Origin of the sequence: Xanthomonas campestris pv. campestris str. ATCC 33913 (assembly GCF_000007145.1) — a bacterium.
GTDB classification, from domain to species: domain Bacteria; phylum Pseudomonadota; class Gammaproteobacteria; order Xanthomonadales; family Xanthomonadaceae; genus Xanthomonas; species Xanthomonas campestris.
In genome coordinates this window covers 4,795,080-4,819,879 of record NC_003902.1, presented here as the reverse complement: position 1 = coordinate 4,819,879, position 24,800 = coordinate 4,795,080, and the positions used below count along the sequence as shown (strand labels likewise).

The 24,800-nt window shown below is 66.2% G+C and carries 20 protein-coding genes; 15 read left to right on the top strand and 5 right to left on the bottom strand.

The annotated features are described in order from the left end of the window. Positions 1-158: 158 nt before the first annotated feature. Both XCC_RS21050 and acs read right to left on the bottom strand, forming a co-directional pair. Positions 159-827 (bottom strand): response regulator transcription factor, encoded by a 669-nt coding sequence (locus XCC_RS21050; RefSeq protein ID WP_011039130.1) that lies wholly within the window; start codon positions 825-827, stop codon positions 159-161. Positions 828-1,058: 231 nt separating this feature from the next. Beyond that, positions 1,059-3,002: an acetate--CoA ligase gene (acs, locus tag XCC_RS21045; RefSeq protein WP_011039129.1), complete on the bottom strand. Its 1,944-nt coding sequence runs from the start codon at positions 3,000-3,002 to the stop codon at positions 1,059-1,061. Positions 3,003-3,265: 263 nt separating this feature from the next. Here acs and XCC_RS21040 point away from each other — a divergent pair, with 263 nt between their 5' ends. The 6 genes from XCC_RS21040 (at position 3,266) to XCC_RS21015 (ending at position 10,273) form a co-directional block, all read left to right on the top strand. Next, entirely contained in the window at positions 3,266-4,648 is a 1,383-nt protein-coding gene (locus XCC_RS21040) for a DcaP family trimeric outer membrane transporter (RefSeq protein ID WP_012439602.1), read from the top strand. A gap of 73 nt (positions 4,649-4,721) precedes the next feature. After that, the gene (locus XCC_RS21035) at positions 4,722-5,039 is read left to right on the top strand and encodes a DUF485 domain-containing protein (protein WP_011039127.1); all 318 of its coding nucleotides are present in this window, start codon (positions 4,722-4,724) and stop codon (positions 5,037-5,039) included. Then, positions 5,036-6,763 (top strand): cation acetate symporter, encoded by a 1,728-nt coding sequence (locus tag XCC_RS21030; RefSeq protein WP_011039126.1) that lies wholly within the window; start codon positions 5,036-5,038, stop codon positions 6,761-6,763. The genes XCC_RS21035 and XCC_RS21030 overlap by 4 nt, the downstream gene beginning before the upstream one ends. Positions 6,764-7,468: 705 nt before the next feature. Beyond that, entirely contained in the window at positions 7,469-8,476 is a 1,008-nt protein-coding gene (locus XCC_RS21025; protein ID WP_029629077.1) for a glycerophosphodiester phosphodiesterase family protein, read from the top strand. Between the two features lie 87 nt (positions 8,477-8,563). Continuing rightward, entirely contained in the window at positions 8,564-9,448 is an 885-nt protein-coding gene (locus XCC_RS21020; RefSeq protein WP_019238111.1) for a peptidylprolyl isomerase, read from the top strand. A gap of 111 nt (positions 9,449-9,559) precedes the next feature. After that, positions 9,560-10,273, top strand: a complete 714-nt coding sequence (locus XCC_RS21015) for a hypothetical protein (RefSeq protein WP_373276674.1) — start codon at positions 9,560-9,562, stop codon at positions 10,271-10,273. On the opposite strand, the gene XCC_RS21010 is transcribed toward XCC_RS21015, so the two are convergent. Beyond that, the gene (locus XCC_RS21010) at positions 10,261-11,409 is read right to left on the bottom strand and encodes an ROK family transcriptional regulator (RefSeq protein ID WP_011039122.1); all 1,149 of its coding nucleotides are present in this window, start codon (positions 11,407-11,409) and stop codon (positions 10,261-10,263) included. The two genes, XCC_RS21015 and XCC_RS21010, sit on opposite strands and share 13 nt — an antisense overlap. Positions 11,410-11,516: 107 nt before the next feature. On the opposite strand from XCC_RS21010, the gene XCC_RS21005 reads away from it, so the two are divergent. From XCC_RS21005 to XCC_RS20970, 8 genes are all read left to right on the top strand, one after another. Then, entirely contained in the window at positions 11,517-14,189 is a 2,673-nt protein-coding gene (locus tag XCC_RS21005; protein WP_043877848.1) for a TonB-dependent receptor, read from the top strand. Next, on the top strand, positions 14,179-15,432 hold the full coding sequence (locus XCC_RS21000; RefSeq protein ID WP_019238109.1) for a phosphodiester glycosidase family protein: 1,254 nt from the start codon (positions 14,179-14,181) through the stop codon (positions 15,430-15,432). The genes XCC_RS21005 and XCC_RS21000 overlap by 11 nt, the downstream gene beginning before the upstream one ends. Before the next feature lie 375 nt (positions 15,433-15,807). Next, the gene (locus XCC_RS20995; RefSeq protein WP_019238108.1) at positions 15,808-16,656 is read left to right on the top strand and encodes an ankyrin repeat domain-containing protein; all 849 of its coding nucleotides are present in this window, start codon (positions 15,808-15,810) and stop codon (positions 16,654-16,656) included. A gap of 134 nt (positions 16,657-16,790) precedes the next feature. Beyond that, positions 16,791-17,678 (top strand): ankyrin repeat domain-containing protein, encoded by an 888-nt coding sequence (locus XCC_RS20990; RefSeq protein ID WP_019238107.1) that lies wholly within the window; start codon positions 16,791-16,793, stop codon positions 17,676-17,678. A gap of 144 nt (positions 17,679-17,822) precedes the next feature. After that, the gene (locus tag XCC_RS20985; RefSeq protein ID WP_011039117.1) at positions 17,823-20,012 is read left to right on the top strand and encodes a phospholipase A(1); all 2,190 of its coding nucleotides are present in this window, start codon (positions 17,823-17,825) and stop codon (positions 20,010-20,012) included. Positions 20,013-20,072: 60 nt separating this feature from the next. After that, positions 20,073-20,633 (top strand): hypothetical protein, encoded by a 561-nt coding sequence (locus tag XCC_RS20980; protein ID WP_011039116.1) that lies wholly within the window; start codon positions 20,073-20,075, stop codon positions 20,631-20,633. Between the two features lie 89 nt (positions 20,634-20,722). After that, positions 20,723-21,502, top strand: coding sequence for an exodeoxyribonuclease III (gene xth, locus XCC_RS20975; protein ID WP_011039115.1), 780 nt, complete (start codon positions 20,723-20,725; stop codon positions 21,500-21,502). Continuing rightward, on the top strand, positions 21,499-21,933 hold the full coding sequence (locus tag XCC_RS20970) for a GFA family protein (RefSeq protein WP_019238105.1): 435 nt from the start codon (positions 21,499-21,501) through the stop codon (positions 21,931-21,933). The genes xth and XCC_RS20970 overlap by 4 nt, the downstream gene beginning before the upstream one ends. A gap of 69 nt (positions 21,934-22,002) precedes the next feature. Here the strand turns inward: XCC_RS20970 and XCC_RS20965 are convergent, their stop codons facing one another. After that, the gene (locus tag XCC_RS20965; protein WP_011039113.1) at positions 22,003-22,254 is read right to left on the bottom strand and encodes a GlsB/YeaQ/YmgE family stress response membrane protein; all 252 of its coding nucleotides are present in this window, start codon (positions 22,252-22,254) and stop codon (positions 22,003-22,005) included. A gap of 129 nt (positions 22,255-22,383) precedes the next feature. Between XCC_RS20965 and XCC_RS20960 the strand changes: the two genes are divergently transcribed. Continuing rightward, the gene (locus tag XCC_RS20960; protein WP_019238104.1) at positions 22,384-22,998 is read left to right on the top strand and encodes a 4'-phosphopantetheinyl transferase family protein; all 615 of its coding nucleotides are present in this window, start codon (positions 22,384-22,386) and stop codon (positions 22,996-22,998) included. Here XCC_RS20960 and XCC_RS20955 read toward each other — a convergent pair. After that, a complete protein-coding gene (locus XCC_RS20955) occupies positions 22,980-24,572 on the bottom strand; it encodes an alkaline phosphatase D family protein (RefSeq protein WP_011039111.1) in 1,593 nt (530 codons plus the stop codon). The genes XCC_RS20960 and XCC_RS20955 overlap by 19 nt on opposite strands. Between the last annotated feature and the right edge of the window lie 228 nt (positions 24,573-24,800).

Here is a 24,800-nt window from a genome sequence, read left to right as displayed (position 1 = left end):
CCTACGCTGGTGCGGCGTTGCGTTGCGCGCGTAGCAACTCTATCGATTACCCAACGACAACGACGGCAAGGGTAGCGGGATCACACGTAGGAGCGCGCTCGCGCGCGACCGGCCTTCTCCCGACCAACCCAACGCCCGCACACGCACGCTGGCGGGCGTCAGTCGTCTTCCGGCGGCGGCAGCACGATGCCGTCGGCATCGATGGCGAGCTTGCCTGCCATCAGCACCGCCTGGGTGCGATTGGTCACGCCAAGCTTGCGCAGGATGGCAGTGACGTGTGCCTTGATGGTCGCTTCGGACACGCCCAGGTCGTAGGCGATCTGCTTGTTGAGGCGGCCGGCGCCCAGCATCTGCAGCACACGGAATTGTTGCGGGGTGAGATCGCGCAGGCGCTGGCCAACCTCACGTTCTTCGCTGTCGGTCGGCGGCAGGTTCTGTGCCTCGGCCGGAATCCAGCGTTCGCCATCGAGCACCGTGGCCAGGGCGCGGCCAATGGTGTCCGAGTCGGCGGATTTGGGGATGAAGCCGAACGCGCCATGGTCGATCGCACGCCGCATCACGGTGGGTTCTTCGCGTGCAGACACCACCACCACCGGCAGCTGCGGATGCAGCGAGCGCATATGCACCAGCGCGCTGAATCCCTGCGCGCCCGGCATGTTGAGATCCATCAGCAACAGGTCTGCATCGGGCTGCGCATCGGCCAGGGTATACAGCGCATCCACGTTGTCGGCCTCGAACAGTTCCACCCCCGGCATCACCCGCTGCACCGCCCCGCGCAAGGCTTCACGGAACAAGGGATGGTCGTCGGCAATCAGCAGGGTGGTCATTGTGGGGCCGGGAATCGGGAGTGGGGAATCGGGAATTGCAAAAGCAACAGCGGAAAGCGAAGGGCGTGCGATCTGGCGTTGGGCGTGTAAGGCGGCGGGAGCGGGGCGCCGAAGAGGAGGTGCGCGAACAGGGATCGGCGTCTCACCAATCCCCACCTCGCGCCCTAACTCCCCAGCCCCCAGGGAACCGCTCTCACGATTCCCCACTCCCGATTCCCCACTCCCAGCTCCTCAGCGCGTCAGCCGCTCATTGACCAGCGAATCCACCACCGATGGATCGGCCAGCGTGGAGGTATCGCCCAGCTGATCCGGGGCGTTTTCGGCGATCTTGCGCAGGATGCGGCGCATGATCTTGCCCGAGCGGGTCTTCGGCAGGCCCGGGGCCCATTGCAGATGGTCCGGCGAGGCGATCGGGCCGATCTCCTTGCGCACCCAGCTCACCAGTTCCTTGTGCAGCTCTTCGCTGGGCGTCTCGCCGGCGATCAGGGTCACGTAGGCGTAGATGCCCTGGCCCTTGACGTCGTGCGGGAAGCCGACCACGGCCGCTTCGGCCACCTTCGGGTGCGACACCAACGCGCTTTCCACCTCGGCGGTGCCGATGCGGTGGCCGGAGACGTTGATCACGTCGTCCACGCGGCCGGTGATCCAGTAGTAGCCATCGGCGTCGCGGCGGCAGCCGTCACCGGTGAAGTAGCTACCCGGGTAGGTGCGGAAGTAGGTGTCGATGAAGCGCTGGTGGTCGCCGTAGACGGTGCGCATCTGGCCCGGCCACGAATCCAGCAGCACCAGGTTGCCCTCGGTGGCGCCTTCCAGGATCTTGCCTTCGGCATCGACCAGGGCCGGCTGCACGCCGAAGAACGGCAGGGTGGCCGAGCCGGGCTTGAGGTCCACCGCGCCGGCCAGCGGCGAGATCAGGATGCCGCCGGTTTCGGTCTGCCACCAGGTGTCCACGATCGGGCAACGGCTGTCGCCGACCACCTCGTAGTACCAGCGCCAGGCTTCGGGATTGATCGGCTCGCCAACGCTGCCGAGCAGGCGCAGGCTGCTGCGCGAGGTCTTCTTGACCGGTGCTTCGCCTTCGCGCATCAGCGCGCGGATGGCGGTGGGCGCGGTGTAGAAGATGGTGACCTGGTGCTTGTCGATCACTTCCCAGAAACGCGAGACGTTGGGGTAATTCGGCACGCCTTCGAACATCACCGCGGTGGCGCCGTTGGCCAGCGGGCCGTAGACGATGTAGCTGTGGCCGGTAACCCAGCCCACGTCGGCGGTGCACCAGTAGATGTCGTCCTCGCGCAGGTCGAACACCACTTCATGCGTATAGCTGGCAAACAGCAGGTAGCCGGCGGTGGTGTGCAGCACGCCCTTGGGCTTGCCTGTGGACCCGGAGGTGTAGAGGATGAACAACGGGTCTTCCGCGTTCATGCGCTCGGGTTCGCACTCGGCCGGCTGGCCATCGACCACGTCATGGAACCAGCGGTCGCGCGGGGCCTGCATGTCCACTGCACCGCCGGTGTGGCGCACCACCAGCACGGTTTCGACCGTGTTGGTGCCGGGGATCTTCAGCGCCGCGTCCACGTTCGCCTTGAGCGGGATCTTCTTGCCGCCGCGCAGGCCTTCGTCGGCGGTGATGATCAGCTTGCTCTGGCAGTCGATCACGCGGTCGGCGATGGAGTTGGCCGCAAAGCCGCCAAACACCACCGAGTGCACCGCACCGATGCGCGCGCAGGCGAGCATCGCCACGGCCGCATCGACGATCATCGGCAGATAGATGGTGACCCGGTCGCCCTTCTTGACGCCCAGGTTGCGCAGCGCGTTGCCCAGCTTGCACACGCGCTCATAGAGCTCGCGGTAGGTGACCGGGTAGGACGGCGAATCCGGGCTGTCGGGTTCGAACAGCAGCGCGGTCTTGTCGCCGCGGGTGGCCAGCTGGCGGTCCAGGCAGTTGACGCTGGCATTGAGTTCGCCGTCGCCGAACCAGCGCACGTGGAAGTCGTCCAGCGCGAAGCTGACGTCCTTGATCTGGGTGGGTTGCTTGAACCAGTCCAGCCGCTGCGCGGCCTTGCCCCAGAACTGCTCGGGGTGTTCGATCGATTCGCGGTACAGCGTTGCGTACTGCTCGCGCGTAATGCGCGCATCAGCGGCGAACGCGGGATCGACGGGATAAACATCAGCCATGGCACCCTCACTTGCGATCAACTTGTCGGAAGAGGGCCGCTTGCGCGCGCCCCGTAGACAATCAGTGTGCCGCATCCATTCTGTCCCGGCGGTCAACGGAGTCTTAGACCATGGTCGTAACTGCCGCTGCGACAGTCGGTCGCCTTGCGAAATGCTGCATTGCAGCTACGACCAAAGGCGAATAGGCGGCAAAGCGTGGCCTGCCGCACGCTCCGCCTAGCGTCGCCGTCCATGCGCGATGCCTTCACCGGGGAGGGGGTTCCATGAAACACCGTAAAGCACCGTTGGTGCGCAAACCGCTGGCTGCCGCTTTGTTCGTGGCCACCATCCTGCCGGGTGTCGCGTTCGCGCAGACCTCCAAGGAAAAGGCGCTGGAAGCACGTATTGCCGATCTGGAACGCCAGGTCCAGATGCTGGTCTCCGCCCAGCAGCAACAGCAGGGCCAGATCACCCAGACGCAGACCCAGGTCGGCGAGGTGCGTGCGGCGCAGGCACAGGCGCCTGCGGCCCCGGCACTGCCGGCGGGCAAGCGGCCGATCCAGCTGACCAGCATTACGCCGAATGCGTTGCCGGGGACGACGTTTCGTTTCGATGGCTTCATCAAGGCCGACTTCATGACCACCCGCACCTCCGACGGCGCATTGCCCGAAGGCGCGGTGGGGCGGTACCTGTATATCCCGACGCAGACGCCTGTCGGGGGACAGGCCTCGAGCACGGACACCGACTTCCATGCCAAGTTCTCGCGCTTCAACCTGGGCGTGGACACCGTCACCGAGAACGGCGACAAGCTCACCGGCTTCATCGAGCTGGATTTCTTCGGCAACGCGCTGGCCAACCAAGTCAACAATCTGTACGGCGGCACCTTGCGGCACGCCTACATGAGCTGGAACAACTGGCTGGCCGGCCAGACCTGGTCCAACTTCGTCGATGCCACGATCCTGCCCGAAGCGGCCGACATCGTCGGGCCGACCGACGGCGCGCTGTTCAGCCGCCAGACCCAGATCCGCTACACCCGCGGCGCCTTCAGCGTGTCGGCAGAAAACCCCGAGACCCTGACCACGCCCTACCAGGGCGGCAACACCATCCTGGCCTCGGACCACGGCGCCATGCCGGACCTGACCGCGCGCTACAACTGGAAGGGCACCTGGGGCACCTTCGGCCTGTCGGCGATTGCGCGCCAGTACCGCACGCGTAGCGCGCTGACCAACGACACCGATTTCGGCGGCGCCATCGCCGGCGGCGGCCGCTGGATCATCAATGCCAACAACGATCTGCGCTACCAGCTCAGCTACGGCGAAGGCCTGGGGCGGTATCTGGGCCTGGGTAACGGCTCGGACGTGGAGATCGACATCGACGGCAAGATCCAGACCGTCAGCACGCTTGCCGGCTGGGTGGCCTGGCGCCACGACTACAACGCCAAGCTGCGCAGCACGATCATGTATTCGCGCGTGAACTACGACCACGACATTGCCAATACCGGCGCGCTGGCGAGCAAGTCGCAGCAGAGCATCCGCGCCAACGTCTTCTATTCGCCACTGCCCAAGGTGGATGTGGGCGCAGAGCTGATGTATGGCCGCCGCGAAGCCGAAAACGGCGACAGCGGCGACATCTCGCGCCTGCAGTTCACCACCAAGTACAGCTTCTAAGTTTCACCCATCGGTTGCCCCTGCCACCGCGGTGGTGGGGGCCGTACCGCCCCTGCAGCACTGGAGACTGACCATGACCGTCTCGAATGACGCACTGATCGCCAAGATCGATGCCAATCCGAAGTACCACGCCCTCAAGCGCCAGCGCAACACGCTGGGCTGGACCCTCACTGCGCTGATGTTGCTGGCCTACTACGGCTACATCGGGTTGATCGCCTTCGACAAGGCGTTCCTGGCCAAGCCCATCGGCGACGGCGTGACCTCCGTCGGCATCCCGATCGCGATCGGGGTGATGGTGTTCACCATCATCATCACCGCCATCTACGTGCGTCGTGCCAACAACACCTACGACCAGCTGACCGCGCAGATCCTGGAGGAAGCCCGCAAATGAGCAAGACTTCGCGCCTTCTCCTGATTTTGGCCGGCCTGCTGCCGGCCGGCCTCGCGCTGGCCGCCGGCGGCGACATGGGCCAGGTCGACAAGCAACCCACCAACTGGGTGGCGATCGGCATGTTCGGCTTCTTCGTGCTGGGCACCTTGTGGATCACCAAATGGGCGGCCGCCAAGACCAAGTCGGCGGCTGACTTCTACACCGCCGGCGGCGGCATCACCGGGTTTCAGAACGGCCTGGCGATCGCCGGCGACTTCATGTCGGCTGCCTCGTTCCTGGGCATTACCGCGGCGGTGATGGCCAACGGCTACGACGGCCTGATCTACGCGATCGGCTTTCTGGTCGGCTGGCCCATCCTGACCTTCCTGATGGCCGAACGGCTGCGCAACCTCGGCAAGTACACCTTTGCCGACGTGGCCGGCTACCGCTTCGCGCCGACCGCCATCCGCAGCTTTGCCGCATCGGGCACGCTGGTGGTGGTGCTGTTCTATCTGATTGCACAGATGGTCGGCGCCGGTGCGTTGATCAAGTTGCTGTTTGGCCTGGACTACTGGGTGGCGGTCACCCTGGTCGGCGTGCTGATGATGGTCTACGTGCTGTTCGGCGGCATGACCGCCACCACCTGGGTGCAGATCATCAAGGCGGTGCTGCTGCTGACCGGCGTGACCTTCATGGCCGTGGCGATCATGTGGCACTTCAACTTCAGCTTCGAGGCGCTGTTTGCCGAGGGCGTGCGGGTGAAGACCGCGATTGCGGCCAATGGCGGTGCATCGCCTGAGGATGCAGCCAAGGCGGGCCTGTCGATCATGGGGCCGGGCGGCTTTGTGAAGGACCCGATCTCGGCGATCTCCTTCGGTATGGCGCTGATGTTCGGTACCGCCGGGCTGCCGCACATCCTGATGCGCTTCTTCACCGTTCCCGATGCCAAGCAGGCACGCAAGTCGGTGCTGTGGGCCACCACCTGGATCGGCTACTTCTACATCCTGATCTTCATCATCGGCTTCGGTGCGATCGCGCTGGTGCTGACCAACCCGCAGTTCGCCGATGTCGCCACCGGCACCATCCACGGCGGCAAGGGCGCGGCCAACATGGCGGCGGTGCTGGTCGGTAACGCCGTAGGCGGCAACGTGTTCATGGGCTTCATCTCGGCGGTAGCCTTTGCCACCATCCTGGCGGTGGTCGCAGGCCTGACCCTGTCCGGCGCCTCGGCGGTGTCGCATGACCTGTACGCCACGGTGATCAAGAAGGGCAACCCGGCGCCGGGTTCGGAGCTGAAGGTCTCGCGTGCCACCACCCTGGTGCTGGGCGTGATCGCCGTGCTGCTGGGCATCGTGTTCGAGAAGCAGAACGTGGCCTTCATGGTGTCGCTGGCCTTCGCCATCGCCGCCTCGGCCAACTTCCCGGTGCTGATCCTGTCCTTGTTGTCGAAGAACTGCACCACGCGTGGTGCGGTGGTCGGCGGCTTCCTGGGCCTGATCTCCTCGCTGGTGCTCACGGTGCTGTCGCCGTCGGTGTGGGTGGACACGCTGGGTAACGCGGCCGGTTCGGCGCCGTTCCCGTACACCTCGCCGGCGCTGTTCTCGATGACGATTGGTTTCGTCGGTATCTGGCTGTTCTCGGTGCTGGACCGCAGCCCGCAGGCGGCCAACGAACGCGCCGCGTTCAAGGCACAGCAGATCCGTGCCGAAACCGGCCTGGGTGCGTCCGGCGCCTCCGGTCACTGATCCACCACATCACTGAGTGCTGTCACGCAGACGCCGGCCTTGTGCCGGCGTCTTGCGTTTGGGGCAGATGAGAGCGACCGACGCTACCGGCGTATTGCGATACCTCGCGCCGATGGGTTCATGAGCGCCTGCGCGTCCACCGGCGGCTGCGCTGTGCAAAGGCGCAGCCGAACCCTTCTCCAGAAGCCGACCGTCTGCGCAGCGCGCACGCGATGCACGTATCTGACGACTGTCGCGGATCGAAGGCCGAAAGTCCCGATCCTGACCACCACACCCCTGACCGTCGACGTCGGCGCGCGATGCCCGATGTGCACGCATCTGCATGCGGTCAGGCGTCGCCTCATCTCGCGCCGATTCGGGTGATGCCGTCATCTACTTCGTTTTTCGCGCCACTGCTGCGTGGTCGTAGAAAACGGCAACACCAGCGAAGAAATTAAGTCATCGAGAGTGACTAAATTGGCCCGCAAGCCGAACGCTGATCACGCCCGGCTTGGCCTCTCCCCGGTATCCACCGGCTGGCGAGTGCGCTGCAAGCGAGTTCGCCGATTGCGTCGACCCATCGGCTCTCGTCCATCCCTTGCCCTTCCTGCACCTACGAACCGGGACACAGAGACCATGTCTACCATCCTTGCTCCACATCCGCTGGCCCGCGCCTGCCGCCTGCTCGGCGCACTGGCCGTGCTGACTGCACTGCCGCAGCTGGCGCTGGCCGCCTGCAGCGACAGCTCTAGCCTCAAAATGCAACGCATCCTGTTCAACTCCTCCAATACCGTTGTGCTGGCGCACCGTGGCCTATGGGGCAAATACGCCGGTATCCCCGACATGCCGGAAAACTCGCGCGGCTCACTGCAGACTGCCAACGACCAATGCATGGACGGCGTGGAGCTTGACGTCAAGCTCACCAGTGACGGCGTGCCGGTGCTGCTGCATGACTACAACCTGGGCCGCACCACCACTGTGTGGCAGCACCATCCGGGGGTGAAGTACGACCCGATCACCAACCAGGGCGTCAATCCATCCATTCTGGTCACCCCATGGTCGGAGGTCAGCCAGTTATTCCTGCTGACTCCGGACCGCCGCACCGCCACTGGCTATCACGTGCCGCGCGTGGATGAGCTGTTCGCCTATTACAAGCAGCACAACTTGCGTACCCCGATGGTGTTCGACATCAAGGATGCGGCCACGGTACGCGCGGTGCGCAAGGCCGCCGAGAGCCAGTTCGGCGTGGCATCCGCAAGCTACGTCGCCGCCAAGGTCAATGCGACGCTGTATACCAGTCGCGATGCCTACCGTGCAGATGGCAGCGGCATGGTCGGCATTCCAGTGTTCACGACCAACATGCTGGGCAAGATCAATGTGCGCCAGACGATCTCGGCATGGATGAGTGCGGGTAACCAGACGATGGAGATCAACGTCAAGCAACTCCGTGGCTTGCTGCAGAGCGATGCCGATTTCATCCGCGAGCGTGGTTATCGTGTCGGCGTGTTCCAGGCGATTCCGGACGGCCCGTCTGCCGGCAAGTTCTATCAGAACAGCGGCGCCTGCTGCTACGCCCTGTCGGATCTGTATTTCTCCTATTCCGGTGGCCGCGATACCGCAGACAACCGCGGCAATCTGGACTACATCGTCCACAGCCAGGCCTTCGGCCTGATCACCACTGATGATCCGAAGGCCGCGATCCGGTATCTGCAGGCAGCCCACAAGCACGACTAACTGGTGCCTTTCCCGGCCCATGCGGGCCAGTGGCCCCGACGCCGGCATCGCCCGTCGTCGGGGCCTGTCATCACGGAGATCTCTTGCATGTTGCAGTCCCTTTGTTTGTCCGGCGCGCTTGCGCTGGGTCTGATTGCTGGCGTGCCGTCGGCGCAGGCCGCCACCGCCGATTCCGGCGTATCCCACAGCGTCACCACGGTGTTACAGATCGGCAAGCAGGCGTTTACTGCACCGGAATATCGCGCGCTTGCGCTGGCTGATCTGCCGCGGGGCGCCAACCCGGCCGGTGCGGCTGACCCGGCATTTGTCCGCGCGTTTGCCGACAGGCGGCTGCTGCTGGATCAGGCACGTCAGGTGCACCTGCAAGACGACCCGGTGGTCGCTGTGCAGCTCCGCCAGGCCACTGACGCCATCCTTGCCGACGCGATGCAGCGGCGCGCCCGCACCACGGCCCACATCGATGCAGCGCAAGTGCAGGCGCAATTCAACGCGCACCCGCACGACTATGACGAAGTCCGCTTGAGCCATGTGTTCGTGGCGCTGCAGCCGCAAGGCGATGCCCGCCGTGGGGCGCCGCTGAGCGATGCGCAGGCATTGGCCCGTGCACAGCAGCTCAAGCGTCAGCTGGACAGCGGCACGCCGTTCGAGGAAGTGGCCAAGCGCGAATCCGACGATGGCAGCACGGCCGCAGAGGGCGGCGAGCTGTCGTCGATCTTCCTGCGCAACGTGGCCGATGTCTTCGCTGCCCCGGTCCAGGCGCTGGGCGTGGGCGACGTATCGGCACCGGTGCGTGGGCCAGAGGGCTATCACCTGATCCGTGTGGACGCGCGCATCCCCGCCACGCTGGAGACTGCACGCGGGCAGATCGAGGTGCAGTTGCGTGAGCAGGCGGCGACGGCCGCGCTGGAGCGACTGCGGCAGGCCAACCCGTTGCAGTTCGATCATGCCGCGTTGGAAGCGGCGCTGCGCTAAAGGCAGGAACCGATGGAGATGTCCGTCCCCGGTGCGCGCGCTGCCGTCGGCAGATCACGCTGGGTGTTGGCGGCCGTGTTGGCAGTCGCCGCGCTGGTGGTGGCGTGGTGCATGCACGGTGCGGCGAACTCCGCGGGCCGTGCTGCAGCCGTCGTGGCCGTACCAGCGGCGGTGAAGGTCGCCGCTCGTGCGCCCGTTCGACACGCAACATCAGGCGACCTGTTCGACACTGCGATGCAGGCGCTTGCCTGCACCGAGCGGCTGCAGCAACGCACGGCGCAGATCGCCCGTGGCGCAACCGCGCAGCCTGCACAGGCGCTGTGCACGGCGATGCCGCCAGAACAGGTCGACGCGCTGCTGCGTACGGCGGCAGCGCGTGGCGACCTGGCCGCGCAGCGCTATCTGTTGGCGCAACGTGCCGCGCAGGTGATGCAAGCCACTGCCGCCGCGACACCCGCCGGCCAGCAGGCACGGCTGGCGCCCAATGACGAACGAGAGATGGCCTCGATCGTCAGCGCGCTGGAGTTGCTGGCGCTGCAGGGGCAGCCCGATGCCATCGAGAGCCTGGCGCAGGTGGTGGCATCACCACTGCTGCGTGCGCCTGACCCGGTGTATGCCGCGGCCTGGCGCCTGGCCGCGCGCCAACCTGCGGGGTCATCGCACGATGCTTCCACAGCGTTGCAAGGCGAGGAGGAACTGCTCGACGGTTTGAGCGAACAGCAGGGCGCGCAGGCACGCACCCTGGCGTGGGAGATCTTCGATGCCTGCTGTCGTCGTGCAGCCGATGACGCACCTAACCGCGGTGCAATGGCTCAACCGAAATAGCGCGCCTGCAACGGCAATGTCGCCGCGCCAATCGCACAGGCATCGGCCGGTGCTTCGGCCGGCAGCAGCAGTGGGATCGGGCGCGCCTGCCCGCGGCGTGGCTGGTTGTCGATGCGGACCGCGGCAATCAGGCGGTGTGCCAGATCCGCAGGCAGGCGGCCGCCGAAAACGATGGCCTCCGGGTCGCAGACCGCGGTGATGGCCGAGACGATCAGCGACACACCCGGGGCACTGCGCGCCAGCCAGCGTTCGATTGCCGGCCAGCGCGGGTCGTAGGCGGCCAGTAGCGCGCGGATATCCGGCAGCTCCACGCCGTCTTCGGCCAGTAGCTCGCGCAGCAATTCCAGGGTGGCGCGTTCCAGCCGCTGCGCGGGCAACATGCCGGCGAATTCACCGGCGTTGCCGCGCGCGCCGCGTAGCACCTTGCCATCGATCACCAGGCCGCCGCCCAGGCCGTAGCTCAGATACAGATAGGCGAAGTCGCGATGACGCCGGCCTACTCCGAGCATCGCCTCGCCGGCGGCGGCCACGCTGCCGTCGTTGTCCATCCACACCGGCTGCGCGCAGGCCTCCGCCAGCCACGGGCAGAGGGCGAACTCGCCCAGCGCACGCAGCGGGTCGGGCGGATTGATGCGCCCGTCCTGGCCGGTGAAAAACCCGGTCATCGCCACGCCGATGCCCAGGCGCGGGCCGGGCGCGTGCGGCAGGCTGGCCAGCAGCGCAGCATCGCCGGCCTGCAGCTGCGCCAGCACGCCGGCGGCGCTGGGATCGGTGAGCGGCAGCTCCTGCACGCCGAGCACCTGCCCGGCGAAGTCCATCAGCGCCAGGGTCAGCGCGTCGGTGGCAATCGAGACCCCAAGCGTGTGCCCGTGGCCGGGGCGCAACGACACGGCGATGCCCGGCTTGCCGCGGCCGGGCCGCGCCAGCCCCTCGCCCATGCGCACCATGCCGCGCGCCTGCAGGCTTTCGATCAACCGCACCGCGGTCTGCACGGTCAGCCCAGTGCCGCGGCTCAGGTCGGCGCGGGTCAGCACGCCGGCCAGGCGCAGGCGGTTGAGCATGTCGCGCTCATTGAGGCTCAGCCCTTCGAAGGGCTGGCGGTGCGCGGGCGCGGCGAAGGCGGTCGAGGACGGCATGGGCGAGCAGGGCGGGGGAGCAACGCGCAAGCATAGCCGCTGCGGCTGAAATAATTAATTCACAGTAAGTTATTAAATTGGCAGCTTCTGCCCTCATTGGTTGCGCCATGTCACGTTTCAGCACCTTTCTTTGCCCTTGTCGCAGTCTGCTGGCGCTGGGTGTCGCGGCCAGCCTGAGCGCGCAGGCCGCCGAACCCGTGGTTGCCGCGGCCGGGGGCGAGACCGCCCCGGTGCAGCTGGATGCCGTGCAGGTCTCCGGCCAGCACCTGTCCATCCGCCAGGCGATTGGCGCCAAGCGCGAGGCGGCGGTGGTCTCCGATGGCGTGGCGGCCGATGACATCGGCTCGATCCCGGACTTCGGCCTGGGCGAGGCGCTGCAGCGCGTGCCCGGCGTGTCGATGGTGGTCAACAACGGCCGCGGCGAAGCGCAGTTCATGAGCCTGCGTGGCTTCAACCCGGACTACAACACGGTGCTGATCGACGGCGTGGCGCTGCCGTCCACCGAAACCAGCCGGCGCGTGCAATCGCTGGACGTCATTCCCGCCTCGCTCGCGCAGCAGGTGGATATCTACAAGACCTTCAACGCCGACATGGACAGCAATGCCATTGGCGGCATCGCCGCGTTGCGCACGCGCAGTGCCTTCGATCACGACGGCAGCTTCGCCACCGTGCGGGCCAATGTGGCCGATTGGGAAAACCGCCGGCAGCTGCAGGGCAGCACGCCGTCCGGGCAGGTGCAAGGCAGTTTCAGCCAGACCTTCGGGCCGGACAATCACTTCGGCGTGGTGCTGTCTGCGGACTACTTCCGCCGCGATTCGTCGTCGTTGAACACCGCCATCGACAGTTACAGCTACTACGCCAACGGCCGGCGCCAGGACCTCACCCCGGCACTGGATACCGATGGTCTGGCGATCGCGCCGGACCGGTTTCGCCCGCTCAGCTACGACAACGTGCGCCAGCGCCGCAGCGCGTTCGGCAAGCTGGAATACGACGATGGCGACAGCCTGAAACTTGCGCTCAGCGCCGGCGTGTTCGAGCACAGCAACGACGAGCAGCGCCGTTCGCAGTGGATCAACCGCGTCGGCAATGCGGCGGTGACCGATGCCGACAGCGGCCGGTTCGCGCAGGGCAGCGCGCAGGTGGATGCCAACCGTTTCGACCAGACCCGCACGCTGCGTTACGCCCAGCTTGGCGGCAGCTTCCGGCTCAATCCCGAAGGCCATGTGGATCTGGTGCTCAACCGCGCCACCGGGCGCTATGTGCAGGACACCCGCGAAGACGTCTTTGCGGCGGCCGCGTCCGCGCGGCTGGGCTTTGGCTATGCGCTGGGCAGCAACACGCGGCCCACCATCACGCTGGCCGACCCGGCGTACTACGCCAACCCGGCCAACTATACGCAGTCGTACTTCCTGACCCGTACTGAGAAGAGCAGCACCGACACCACCACGGTCAAGCTGGATTACAGCCAGAACGCCGATGCCGACGCGCAAGGCTGGGGGCTGCGCACAGGACTGCAGTACCGCGATCTGCAACAGCGCTACAACCTGGACGAAGTGCGCCGCAATCCATCCGGGCGCGTGACGCTGGCCACTGTTGGTACCGATGACGCGCGTATCTGCCCGTTCGCCGATTTCAACTGCCTGCTGCTGATCGACCCCGGCAAGGTGGCCGCATTCGCTGCTGCCGCACCGGGCGCCTACGTGCTGGCCAACACCAACGCGCGCAACAGCGCGATCAGTGATTTCCGCATCGACGAGCGCAATGGCGCCGCCTACGCGATGGGTGTCTGGCATGGCGCACGCACTCAGGCCACGCTGGGCCTGCGCAACGAATACCTGCAGCGCACCGTGCTCAGCGCGGTGCCGCAGCCGCTGACCAGCACCAGCAACTACGTCCAGCAATCGGCCGACAGCGACCGCCGCTTCTTGCTGCCATCGGCGAACTTCGCCTGGGACATCACCCAGGCACTCAAGCTGCGTATGGCCGGCAGCCGCACGATTGGCTTGCCCACCTATGGCGACATCGGCCAGAACAGCAGCCCGGTGGTGGATGTCACCGGCTTCACCATCAACCGCAGCATCGCCAACCCGCAATTGCGCCCGCGCCGCTCGGACAACCTGGATCTGTCGCTGGAGTGGTACCCGGACCGCGACTCGCAACTGTCGGTGGCGCTGTTCCACAAGCGCATCGACGACGAGATCGTGCGCACCACCAGCACCGACACCCAGCGCGATCCCGGCGGGTTGAGCGGCACCTACCAGGTGACCACCACCCAGGCGATCAATGCCGGCACCGCGCAGGTGCAGGGCATCGAATTCACCGCCATCGACAGCCGCTTCGATTTTCTGCCCGGCGGTTGGTCCAACCTGGGCGCGATGCTCAACCTCACCGTGCTCGACCCGCGCACGGCCGAGATACAGATGGCCGATGGCAGCCAGCGCGGCTTGCCCGGGCTGATGGAATCGCCCAAGCGCAGCGCCAACGCGTCGCTGTTGTACGACGTGGGCCCGTTCAGTGCGCGCATCAGCGCCAACTACACCGGCGCGCAGCTGATTTCCGCAGCCACCGACAACCGCGTCAACGACCGCTATTACGACGCCATCACCAGCTACGACGCGCAGCTGGCCTGGCGCCTGAGTGCGCAGCTGCGGCTCACCCTGCAGGGCCGCAACCTCAGCAATGCGCGGCTCACCCGCGTGATCGGTGCAGAGCAACAACTCATGCGCGAGCAGCTCGACAACGGCCGTGCCTATTACCTTGGAGTGGACTATGCGTTTTGACCCGTCGCGTGCCGCTGCGCTGCTATGCGCACTGCTGACCCCGATCGGCGCTGCCGCCGGTGCAGAGACCAACGTGCCCGCTGCCAGCGTGCCGTTCGTGCCGATCGAAACCGTGGTCAGCGGCGACTGCTGGGGCCAGTGGCCGCAGGATGTGCTGGCGGCGGTGAGCCGCTGCAAACCGGCCGAAGGCAACCGCCTGGCGTTGCAGGTGCGCGATGACGCGCGCGGCCCGGCGCGGGTGGGGATGGATGCCACGCCGTGCACGGGCGCGCGCTGCGCCGGGCTGTTGCAGGTACTGCAGTTGGCGCCCACCCAGCGTTTGTTGCTGCGCGTGCCGCCGGCGCAACTGGACAACGTGCTGGCGGCGCTGGACCAGGCCCAGGCGCGTGCGCGCGTCACCATCGAGCCGCTGGTCGCGCCGGTGCCGGCACCCACCGCACCGCTCACGCTGGCACCGGGGGTGCGTTATTGGCGGCAGGCCATCGGCGGAGCGCAGCCGGTGATGCTGCACATCGCCCAGATCGACCTCACCACGCCGGGCCTGCAGCTGGTCGGCACCCCTGGCGACCGCAGCGACGGCGGCGAATTCCGCGCCACGCCCACTACCGCGTTCGTGCGCGATGGCGCGCTGACATTGGCGATCAATGCCGACTATTTCCTGCCCTTCGATGGCGGCCATCTGCTGGACAAGCCGTTCGTACCGGCCGCCGGCCAGGGCGTTACCGCCGAAGGCCTGGCCATCGAGGCCGGCCGCACCGATTCGGCGGCGGCCACCAGCGACCCCCGCGTCAACGCGGCGCTGTGCGTCAGCCAGCGCGACGCGGTGCGCATCGTGCGCGGCAGCTGCCCGGCCGGGTCGCGGCTGGGCGTGGGTGCAGGTCCCTTGCTGTTGCTCGATGGCAAGCGCCAACCGCGCGAAGCCAGCCGCGCCGCCTATTACGATGGCCCCGAACCGCGCAGCGCCGTGGGCCTGGACCGCAGCGGCCACACCCTGTGGATGGTGGTGGCCGACGGGCGCCAGCCCGGCTACAGCGCCGGCATGACACTGGACGCGCTCACCGCCGTGTTCGAGCAACTCGGCGCGCATGCGGCGATCAATCTCGATGGGGGCGGCTCCAGCACCCTGGCCGCACGCGTGGACGGCGACGTGCGCGCGCTCAATCGTCCCATCCACACCGGCATCCCGGGCCGCGAGCGCCCGGTGGCCAACCAGCTGGGCGTGCGCATCGCGCCTGCTGACTGAAAGCCACTGACAAAACCTGACAAGCGGGTGCCAGACAGGGGCCGCCTTTCTGGACGCGGCGTGGATGACGCGTCCACGCACGACTGCCCGCATCGTTCGCAGTTCCATGGTGAGACTTCGCCAAGCTTTTATCGGCCTCGGTGACGTGCCGGCCGGCACACCGTGGCCCCATCGCACCGGTCTGCCGATGCGGCTATACCCGTAAAGTAAGCGCGCGATGCGCTTGCCAGGCCACCCGTCTGCGCTATGCTGCGTCCGTCAGTATCGCTTGCATTCGCCAGTTCGTTGCCACAGCAATCTGTGGCAAGCCGCGCGGTGCAGCGGTCACCCTTACCGCGTCGAGCCAGCGGACACGGCGCAACGGAGGCGCGTGGGATGCCATCGCATTGTTTCATCCGGTTCTGCTGCATCGTGCTGCTGGCCATCACCGGCTGTTCGCCTGCCGCGCAATCGCGCTATGCGCCCGAGCGCAACTTCAGCGACCCCAAGGCCCTGGCGCTGGCGCTGGCGGCCGAGCAGGGCGATGCCGAGGAAGTGCGGCGGCTGATGAAGGTGGAGGGCGTGAACCCGGACACGATCTTCTCCAAGGATGGATATCCACTGCTGTTCTGGCCGATCTTCACCCACAGCCCGGCCGGGCTGAAGGCGATGCTGGACAATGGGGCTGATCCGAATGTGGCGCTGCCTTATCAAACGCTGGATCGAGGCGTTCGCAATAATCCGAATGCCATGGTGTGGGCAGCCGAGCAGGACGACCCGATCTATCTCAAAATGCTGCTGGATCATGGCGGTAATCCCAATACGCGTAATGCAAACAACGAGAGCCTGTTATTCCACGCGTTTATCAAGCAGAACAAATGGGACAACATAAAGCTTCTTGTCGAGCGCGGTGCGGACATAAACGCGGTTGCGGGAATGGGAAATAGCATTACGGCCGCCTATGCAATCCGCGGTGGCTTCGACTTCGTCTACTGGCTTCTGCAGCATGGTGCAGATCCAACCATCGAGTTCGCTTATGGCAACCCTGTCCATCTCAAAGACTCTGGAATAATTGAGGCCATCTTTTGGCATCCGGGCAATCCCAAGGACCCGCAGTGGCAGCGACAGTGCCAGCAATGGCTGTTGAAGCGGGGATATGAGCGCCCTCCATTGCCAGAAAATTATCGGAGTATGCGCAAGGCGTTCCACTTCCCCTCGGAAGAAAAAGAGATTCCGCTGCTTTGACCTTCATGCGCAAGGATTGATCGCATGCAAACGCCCACCCAGCCGGCACCGCAGCACCGAGGAGACGCAGCGCACACGAAATGCAGCGCAGGTCCTGCGCTGCAAGCGGCCAACTGGCTTACCATCCTGTCCCTATGCAATCAGCCGCAACGGAGGCGCGCGTGAAGCCATCGCATTGTTTCATCCGGTTCTGCTGTGTGGTGCTGCTGGCCATCACCGGCTGTTCGCCTGCCGCGCAATCGCGCTATGCGCCCGAGCGCAACTTCAGCGACCCCAAGGCCTTGGCACTGGCTTTGGCGGCCGAGCAGGGCGATGCCGAGGAAGTGCGGCGGCTGATGAAGGTGGAGGGTGTGAATCCGGACAGGATCTTCTCCAAGGATGGATATCCACTGTTGTTCTGGCCGATCTTCACCCACAACCCGACCGGGTTGAAGGCGATGCTGGAGAATGGGGCCGATCCGAATGCTGGGCAACTGCATCCTTTGCAGGAGACGACGCGGTTCAAGGGACGTTACCGCAACCGCGCAATGGTGTGGGCAGCCGAGCAAGATGATTCTGTTTACCTCAAGCTGCTGCTCGATCACGACGGGGATCCGAATACTTACAATTCAAATGGCGAGACACTGCTTTTCCACGCACTTATCAAGCAGGATAAGTGGTCGAACATCCAGTTGTTAGTGAAAAAGGGAGCCGACGTTAATGCATTGGCCGGAATGGGTGGAACCATTCTGGAGAATTACTCGGGGTCCGGCGGATTTGAGCGGGTTTTCTGGTTGTTGGAGCACGGGGCGGACCCGAGGATTGAGTATTCCGGGGATATTCCGTTAGCCAAAATGGATTCGCGTACAATTTCTTCCATATATTGGCATCCGGGAAACCCTCAGGATCCACGCTGGCAGAAAAAATGCCAGGAATGGCTGCTCGCGCGTGGATATGTGCGACCTGCGATGCCGGAGCACTACAAACGCATGCGCAAGGCGTTCCACTTCCCCTCGGAAGAAAAAGAGATTCCGCTGCTTTGACCTCCATGCGCAAGGATTGATCGCATGCAAACGCCAGATCTGCACAGACGACGCGAGCAACTGTTGAACGACCTGCGTGCCAGCGGCACAGCAGAGGCTGTATCGCGTGCTGCCGAGCTGCAACAGCTCTATCACGCGCATGAGATGGCTTCGCTTGCAGACGATGTCTACGATTCGGCCAAGGGACTCGGCCATTCTCCTGTTGGATGGATCCGTGGGAGCGAAAACATCGAGTTACTGCAAAGCCGTATTCCTGAGCTGCGCTCGCTTGGCTCGGATAGATTGAAAGACTACCTGAAGCCTGACGACTCGGGCTTCCGTGCCGAAATCTACATTCCCGATCCGGCAATCCTCGGGCCCGACTACAAGCCCACCGTGGTCTACAAAGGCTCAGCGGGAGAGGTCGCGACCGCCAATGGCCTGCGCGATACCAGTGCCGAAGATTTTCTGGCCAACAACTTCCCGCAGTCGGTTGGCATGCAGACCGACTACTACGACCGTGCCATGCGTTTGGCATCGCAATTAAAGTTGCAGAACGTCGACTTCGAAATTGCCGGCCATTCCCTGGGCGGCGGCATGGGCTCGGCAGGCTCTGCGGTGAGTGGCGTGCCGGCAACCACGTTCAACGCCGCAGGATTGCATCCGGCGACTGCGCAGCGTTTTGCCAAGAGCACACCCGGTGTACAGCTCTACGACACCGCCGACACCGTCGTGGCCTATCAAGTCCAGGGCGAAATGCTCAACAACGGCATCCAGGACAACATCCACCGGCTGGATGCGGCGCGGCGCCAGCAGCTGGCGGCGGTGATGGGCGACACCGCCACCCTGATGCGCAGCTTGCCGGAGGGGCAGGCCTTGCTCGACCAAGCGCTGACCCGCGATGTGCCGGTGAATGCACAGCCGGCGGTGCATGCGTTCGTGGACCGGCTGGCGCAGGGCGATACCGCCCAGCTGCTGCAGCAGCTGCCGCTGGCCGCCGGCCGCATCGAGCCGGTGTTGCCGGCCAAGATGCAGGGCCAGGATGGCGCGTTGGTGGACCGCGCGCAGGCGCTGACCTTGCAGGAGAGCCTGTACCTGGCTGGCCCGGCGTTGGGCGTGTTGCGGGCCGGCGCTGCCGGTGCGCAGATCGGACGTGGCCTGGGCGAACACAGCGCCGCGCTGGGGCGGGCGGGCGATGCGGCGCTGGATGCGGCCGGCGACGGCGCGGCGCGCGGCATGCAGATGGGGGGTGCGGCCGTGCGCCATGGCGGTAGCGCTACGGGCGCAGCACTCGAAGCCGGTGGCGACACGCTGGGCCGTGGCCTGGCCGCAGGCCGTGCGGTTGCCGGCGAGCTGGATGCCAGCGCGCAACGCTGGGCGTTGCAGGCCCAGGCGCAGGCGCAGGACACCGCCGCGGTCGCACTGCGCGGTGCCGCACGCTGGTTGCCCGATACCGCACAGGCCGCCCTGCTGGAGCAGGCCAAGGCATTGGAGCGCCAGGCCCAGGCGGACCGCCAGCAGGCCGAGCAGCACGCCGCGCGGCTGCGCGAAGATGGCGCGCGGCAGGCAGAGACCTTGATGCACACGGCCGCGGGCATGGCAACGGCCGCCGCGGATCAGGTGCGTACCGCGTCGGCGCTGCCGCAACAGGTGCTGGACGCTGTTGGCGGTCGCCTGAATCGCACCCTGGATGCCGGCGGCGATGCGCTCGCCGGCCTCACCGCGCATGCGCCCAGCGCCGGTGCGCTGGAAGGTGCGCTACTGGCCGCCGGTGCTGCCACCCAACTCCGGTTCACGCCCAGCACCCCGCACAATCTTGGCAATGTGGCGCAGACGGCTACCTTGTCGGTGCATGGCCAACGCTCGCTGCACGAGGCGCTGGAACGCCACCTGATGACCGAGACGGTGGTGCCGAGCCTGCAGGCGCGGATCGATGCGGAAGAACAGCAGGCCCGTCAGGTCCTGGGCCAGGGCCGCACGGCTGCGCAGCAGGATCCGCACGCGCCGACGGCGCTGCGGACCGGCGATGCGGACATCGACGCGATGCTGCAGGCGCTGCGCAATCACGACGAGGCGGGGGTATTCAAGGCGGCCGAGCGGATCCGGCATTCGCCCGAAGGGCAAGCGCTGCTGCAGGAGGGGCAGGCGTTGATGCAGCAGCGCGAGCAGGAGGCGGTGACCAACCAGGTGACCTGGACCCCGGCCGACATGCAGCCGGCCGATGTGCAGATGGCGCACGGGCCGGTACGCGTGATGAGCCTGATGCACCAGGGGCCGGCTATGGCCGCGGCCGATAGCGGTGGCGGTGATGGCGGAGGAGGGGGCGGCGGTGGTGGAGGCGGCGGTGGCGGGTAGGCACCGGTATGTGCGGCAAGGCGGATGCGCGTTGGCGATGCACGGTGACGGAGACGACGGATGCACCAAGAAGAGCTGAAGGACCTGGCCAGGGCGTTGGGCACGCTGGCTGCCACCATCGAAGCGCGCGACCAGCGCCAGCATGCGGCGCTGGAGCGGGACATGGCAGCGCTGCGCGCCCTGGCTGCGCGCAACGGCGATGACATCAATCGCCTGGTCGGCGGCGCGGTGCCGCAGCTGCAGCAGGCCTGGCAGCAGGCGCTCGATAGCAGTCTCGCGCCCGCCGCGCGCCGGTTGGATGCGGTGATCTCGCGCTCCGGCACGGCCTTGCAGGCGGTGGAAACCGCGCACGAAGCGCTGCGCAGGCGGTGGCTCACCCGTGCCTGGATCACCTGCGCCGGGTTGATCGTTGCGACGGTGCTGGCCTGTGCCTCGAGTGTGTACCTGCTGACCGAAGCGCGCCGGGACCTGACGCGCTACCGGCTCGATGCCAAGGTGCTGCAGGCGGTGGCCAACAGCGATGTCGTTCTATGTGGTGACCGCTTGTGCGCCAATGTCGATGCGCGCGGGCCACGCAGCGGCGAGCGCAGCCAATACCGGGTGGTCAAACCGCGTCCATGACGGAAGCCTTGAGCGTCGTGGATGGATGGACTGATCGGGCCATGGACGAGGGCGCGGTACCATTGGTGGTTTGAACCACGGTCCGCGCCATGAAGATTGCCTCCTGGAACGTCAACTCGCTCAACGTGCGCCTGCCGCACCTGCAACAGTGGCTGGCGGATTTTGCGCCGGACGTGGTGGGCATCCAGGAAACCAAGCTGGAAGACCACAAGTTCCCGGATGCGGCACTGGCCGCGCTGGGCTACCGCAGCGTGTTCTGCGGGCAGAAGACCTACAACGGCGTGGCAATCCTGTCGCGCTCGCCGGCGCTGGAGGTGCAGATGGGCATCCCCGGGTTCGATGACGTGCAGCAGCGCGTCATCGCCGCCACCGTCGATGGTGTGCGCATCATCAATCTGTATGTGGTCAACGGCCAGGACGTGGGCACCGACAAGTACGCCTACAAGCTGCGCTGGCTCGAGGCGGTGCACGACTGGATCGCGCAGGAGCTGCAGCGCCACCCGCAGCTGGTGGTGCTGGGCGACTTCAACATCGCCCCGGACGCGCGCGACGTGTACGAGCCGGAGGTGTGGAGCGACAACCACATCCTCACTTCCACCGCCGAGCGCGGCGCCCTGCACAAGCTGCTGGCGCTGGGCCTGCACGATGCTTTTCGCCTGCATCACGACGATGCCGGCCACTTCAGTTGGTGGGATTACCGCCAGGCCGCCTACCGCCGCAACCTGGGGCTGCGCATCGACCTGACGTTGGTGTCGGATGCGCTGCGCGCCCGCGCGGTGGAAGCGGGCATCGACCGCGAACCACGCACCTGGGAGCGCCCCAGCGACCACGCACCGGCGTGGGTGCGGTTGGCCGAGGCAGGCGCATGAGCGAGCGGCATTTGCGGCGCAGCACGCACAAGGTGGGCGATATCACGCTGGGCGCCGTGCATCGGTTGAATTGCCACTGCGGGGCGGTGCAGATCGATCTGGACCTGCCGCACGGCCTGGTGGATCCGCGCCGCTGCGATTGCTCGATGTGTCGCCGGCGCGGGGCCATCGTGGCCTCGGTGCCGCTGCAAGGCCTGCACGTGCGTCAAGGCGAGGACGTGTTGCGGCTGTACCAGTTCAACACGCATGCAGCCGCGCATTATTTCTGCGGGGTGTGCGGCATCTACACGCATCACCGCCGGCGTTCCAATCCCAACGAATACGGCTACAACGTCGGCTGCCTGGAGGGCGTCAACCCGTATGCGTTGAACATCACCGTGCCGGTGGAAGACGGCATCCATCACCCGGCCGATCGCGTCGCGCCGCAGTGAGCCCTTGGCCAGCTGAAACAACAACGCCCGGGCTTGCCCGGGCGTTGTGTTCACAGCCCTGCGATGGAATCAGCGCGCGCGACCGCGGGTAAACAGATTGACGATGGCCAGCAGGATGACCGCACCGATCAACGACCACACGAATGTCATGAGTGTGATGGCCTGGTTGATGCTGTTGCCAGACAGGAACCCGGCGATCATTGCACCCACGATGCCCACCACTACGTTGAGGATGATGCCCTGCTGCGCATCACGCCGCATGATGATGCTGGCCAGCCAACCCACGATCCCGCCGACGATCAACCAGATGATGATGCCCATGCCCCCACTCTCCTCGTTCGTTCGCACCGGAGCTGGTGCGTGGGCGCCATTCAACGCAGCCGGCCGTGAAACGCCTGTGCAGCGCGCTGAACGGCGCGGCCTGCGGTTCGGGTTGGTGCAGGCCACGTGATGGCGTCCGGCATGCAGCCAGCCGCGGAGCCGGACCACTGGCAATTCGGCACCACCCAGGTCTGGCGGCGTGCGCATCGGCACGGCGAACGCGGCGAGCCGCAGGCGCGCGAATTGCTGGGCAAGGCGTTGGGACTGGACCCGGCGCAGGTGCCGCTGCAGCGTGACGCGCGCGGGCGGCCGACCTTGCAGCCGGCCCTGCCCGAGTGGGACACCGGCTGGAGCCACAGTGGCGATCATCTGCTGGTAGGGCTGGGCCACGGCGTGCGGCTGGGCGTGGATCTGGAACGCATCCGCGAACGCCCCCGCTTGCTGGACATCGCGCAGCGGTTCTTCCACCCGGACGAAATCGCCTGGCTGACGGCGCTGCCCGCCGAGACGCAACAGCCGCTGTTCTTCCGCCTGTGGTGCGCCAAGGAAGCGCTGCTGAAGGCCCATGGCCACGGGCTGTCGTTCGGCCTGCACCGGTTGGCGTTTGCACCGGTTGCCTCCGGTGCGCTGCAGCTGCACTGGTGCGACCCGGCGCTGGGCGAGGCTGCGCACTGGCAGCTGCACGAATGGCTGGCCGCGCCCGACTGCCGCGCGGCGCTGGCCTGTTACCCGTTGGCGGTGTGAGGCGGCAATGCGCCATGCGGCAGGATCGGCTGGCGAAACTGCGCCACGCCATCGAGGTCGCGCAAGGTCACCGTGAGCACGCCGCTGTGGCCGTCGATCTCCACCTCGCCGAAGAACTGAAAGCCTGCCAACGGTGAGGTGTTCGGTGCCGGTGGCGCCTTCTGGAACACCACCGTGGGGCCGAAGGTGGCATCCAGTGCATTCGGCCCGAAACTGCCGGCATTGAGCGGGCCGGCGACAAATTCCCAGAACGGTTCGAACTGCTGAAACGCGGCCTGATCCGGGTGGTAGTAATGCGCCGCGCAGTAGTGCACGTCGGCAGTGAGCCAGAGTGTATTGCGGATGCGCGCGGTGCTGATGAAACGCAGCAATGCGGCGATCTCCTGCTCGCGGCCACGCGGCACGCCCTGGTCGCCATTGGCAATGGCTTCCCAGCGCGCACGTCCATCCGCATCCTGGCCGTCGGGGACCTGCAGCCCGATCGGCATGTCGGCGGCAATCACTTTCCATTGCGCGCGCGAGCCGGCCAGTTCGCGCTGCAGCCAGGCCAGCTGTTGCGGGCCGAGAAACGCGGCATCTGCGCCGGGCGTTGGTTGCAGGTTGTCGCTGTTGGCACCGCGATAACTACGCATGTCCAGCACGAACACATCCAGCAGCGGGCCATAGCTGATCTTGCGGTAGATGCGCCCATCGCCGTCGGCCCGCACGCCGCGCATCGGCGCGTATTCCAGGAAGGCCTTGCGTGCGCGCGCCGCCAGCACCTCGATATCGCGCACCTGGTAACGCGCATCCAGCTGCTTGTCGGGCGACCAGTTGTTGGTGGTTTCGTGGTCGTCCCATTGCCACACCTGCGCCACCTCGGCGTTGAAGCGGCGCAGATGGTCGTCGAGCAGGTTGTAGCGGTAATTGCCGCGAAATTCGTCCAGTGTTTCGGCCACCTTGCTCTTGGCGGCGGTGGTGAGATTGCGCCAGCGTTTGCCGTCTTCCACCGTGAGTTCGGCCGGGACCGGTCCATCGGCATAGATGGTGTCACCGCTGTGCAGGAAGAAGTCCGGGTTGCGTGCGCGCATCGCCGAATAGATGCGCATGCCACCGATGTCCGGATTGATGCCAAAGCCCTGGCCCACGGTGTCGCCGCTCCAGACAAAGCGCACATCGCGGCGTGTCTGCGGCGCACTGCGCAGATGCCCGTGCACCGGTGCGCTCAACACGCCGCTGTGTGCATCTTCGAAGCGCACCCGGTAGAAGATGTCCTGCCCCGGCGGCAGCGCGGCCAGGTCCACGCGTGCGGTGAAATCCTGCGTGGGCAGCGCCAGCGGGCCGTCGATCCGCCGTGCATGGCGCAGGCTCGGTCGCGTATCCCATTCCACCCGCAACCGCGCCGGGCGATCGCAGCGGCTCCACAGCATCGCGCGGCCCTCCTGCACATCGCCGCTTTGCACGCCATCGGTGATCAGCGGACGCCCGGAGGGCGCCGCCAATGTGCGTGTGGACCAACCGGCTGTGGCCGGCAACAGCAGGCCGGCACCCAGACCTTGCAGCAGGCGGCGGCGGGCGGGATCGGAGGCAGACATGGGCAGTCCTTCAGTCAGCGGCGGCTGCCTGCAGGTGTAGCGCGGCTGTTTGACCGCCGCGTGTCCGCGGGAGGGCACTGGTGGAAGTCGCGTGACCGGGATCACGCTGATCCGGACGGCCTGACGCGCGTCCCCCACCGAACGCGTCAGGCCGCGCCGGGGATGCGCCGCTGTGTCGCACCCGACACGGTATGAATCAGGGGCTGGCTGGCGTCGGTGTGCAACGTG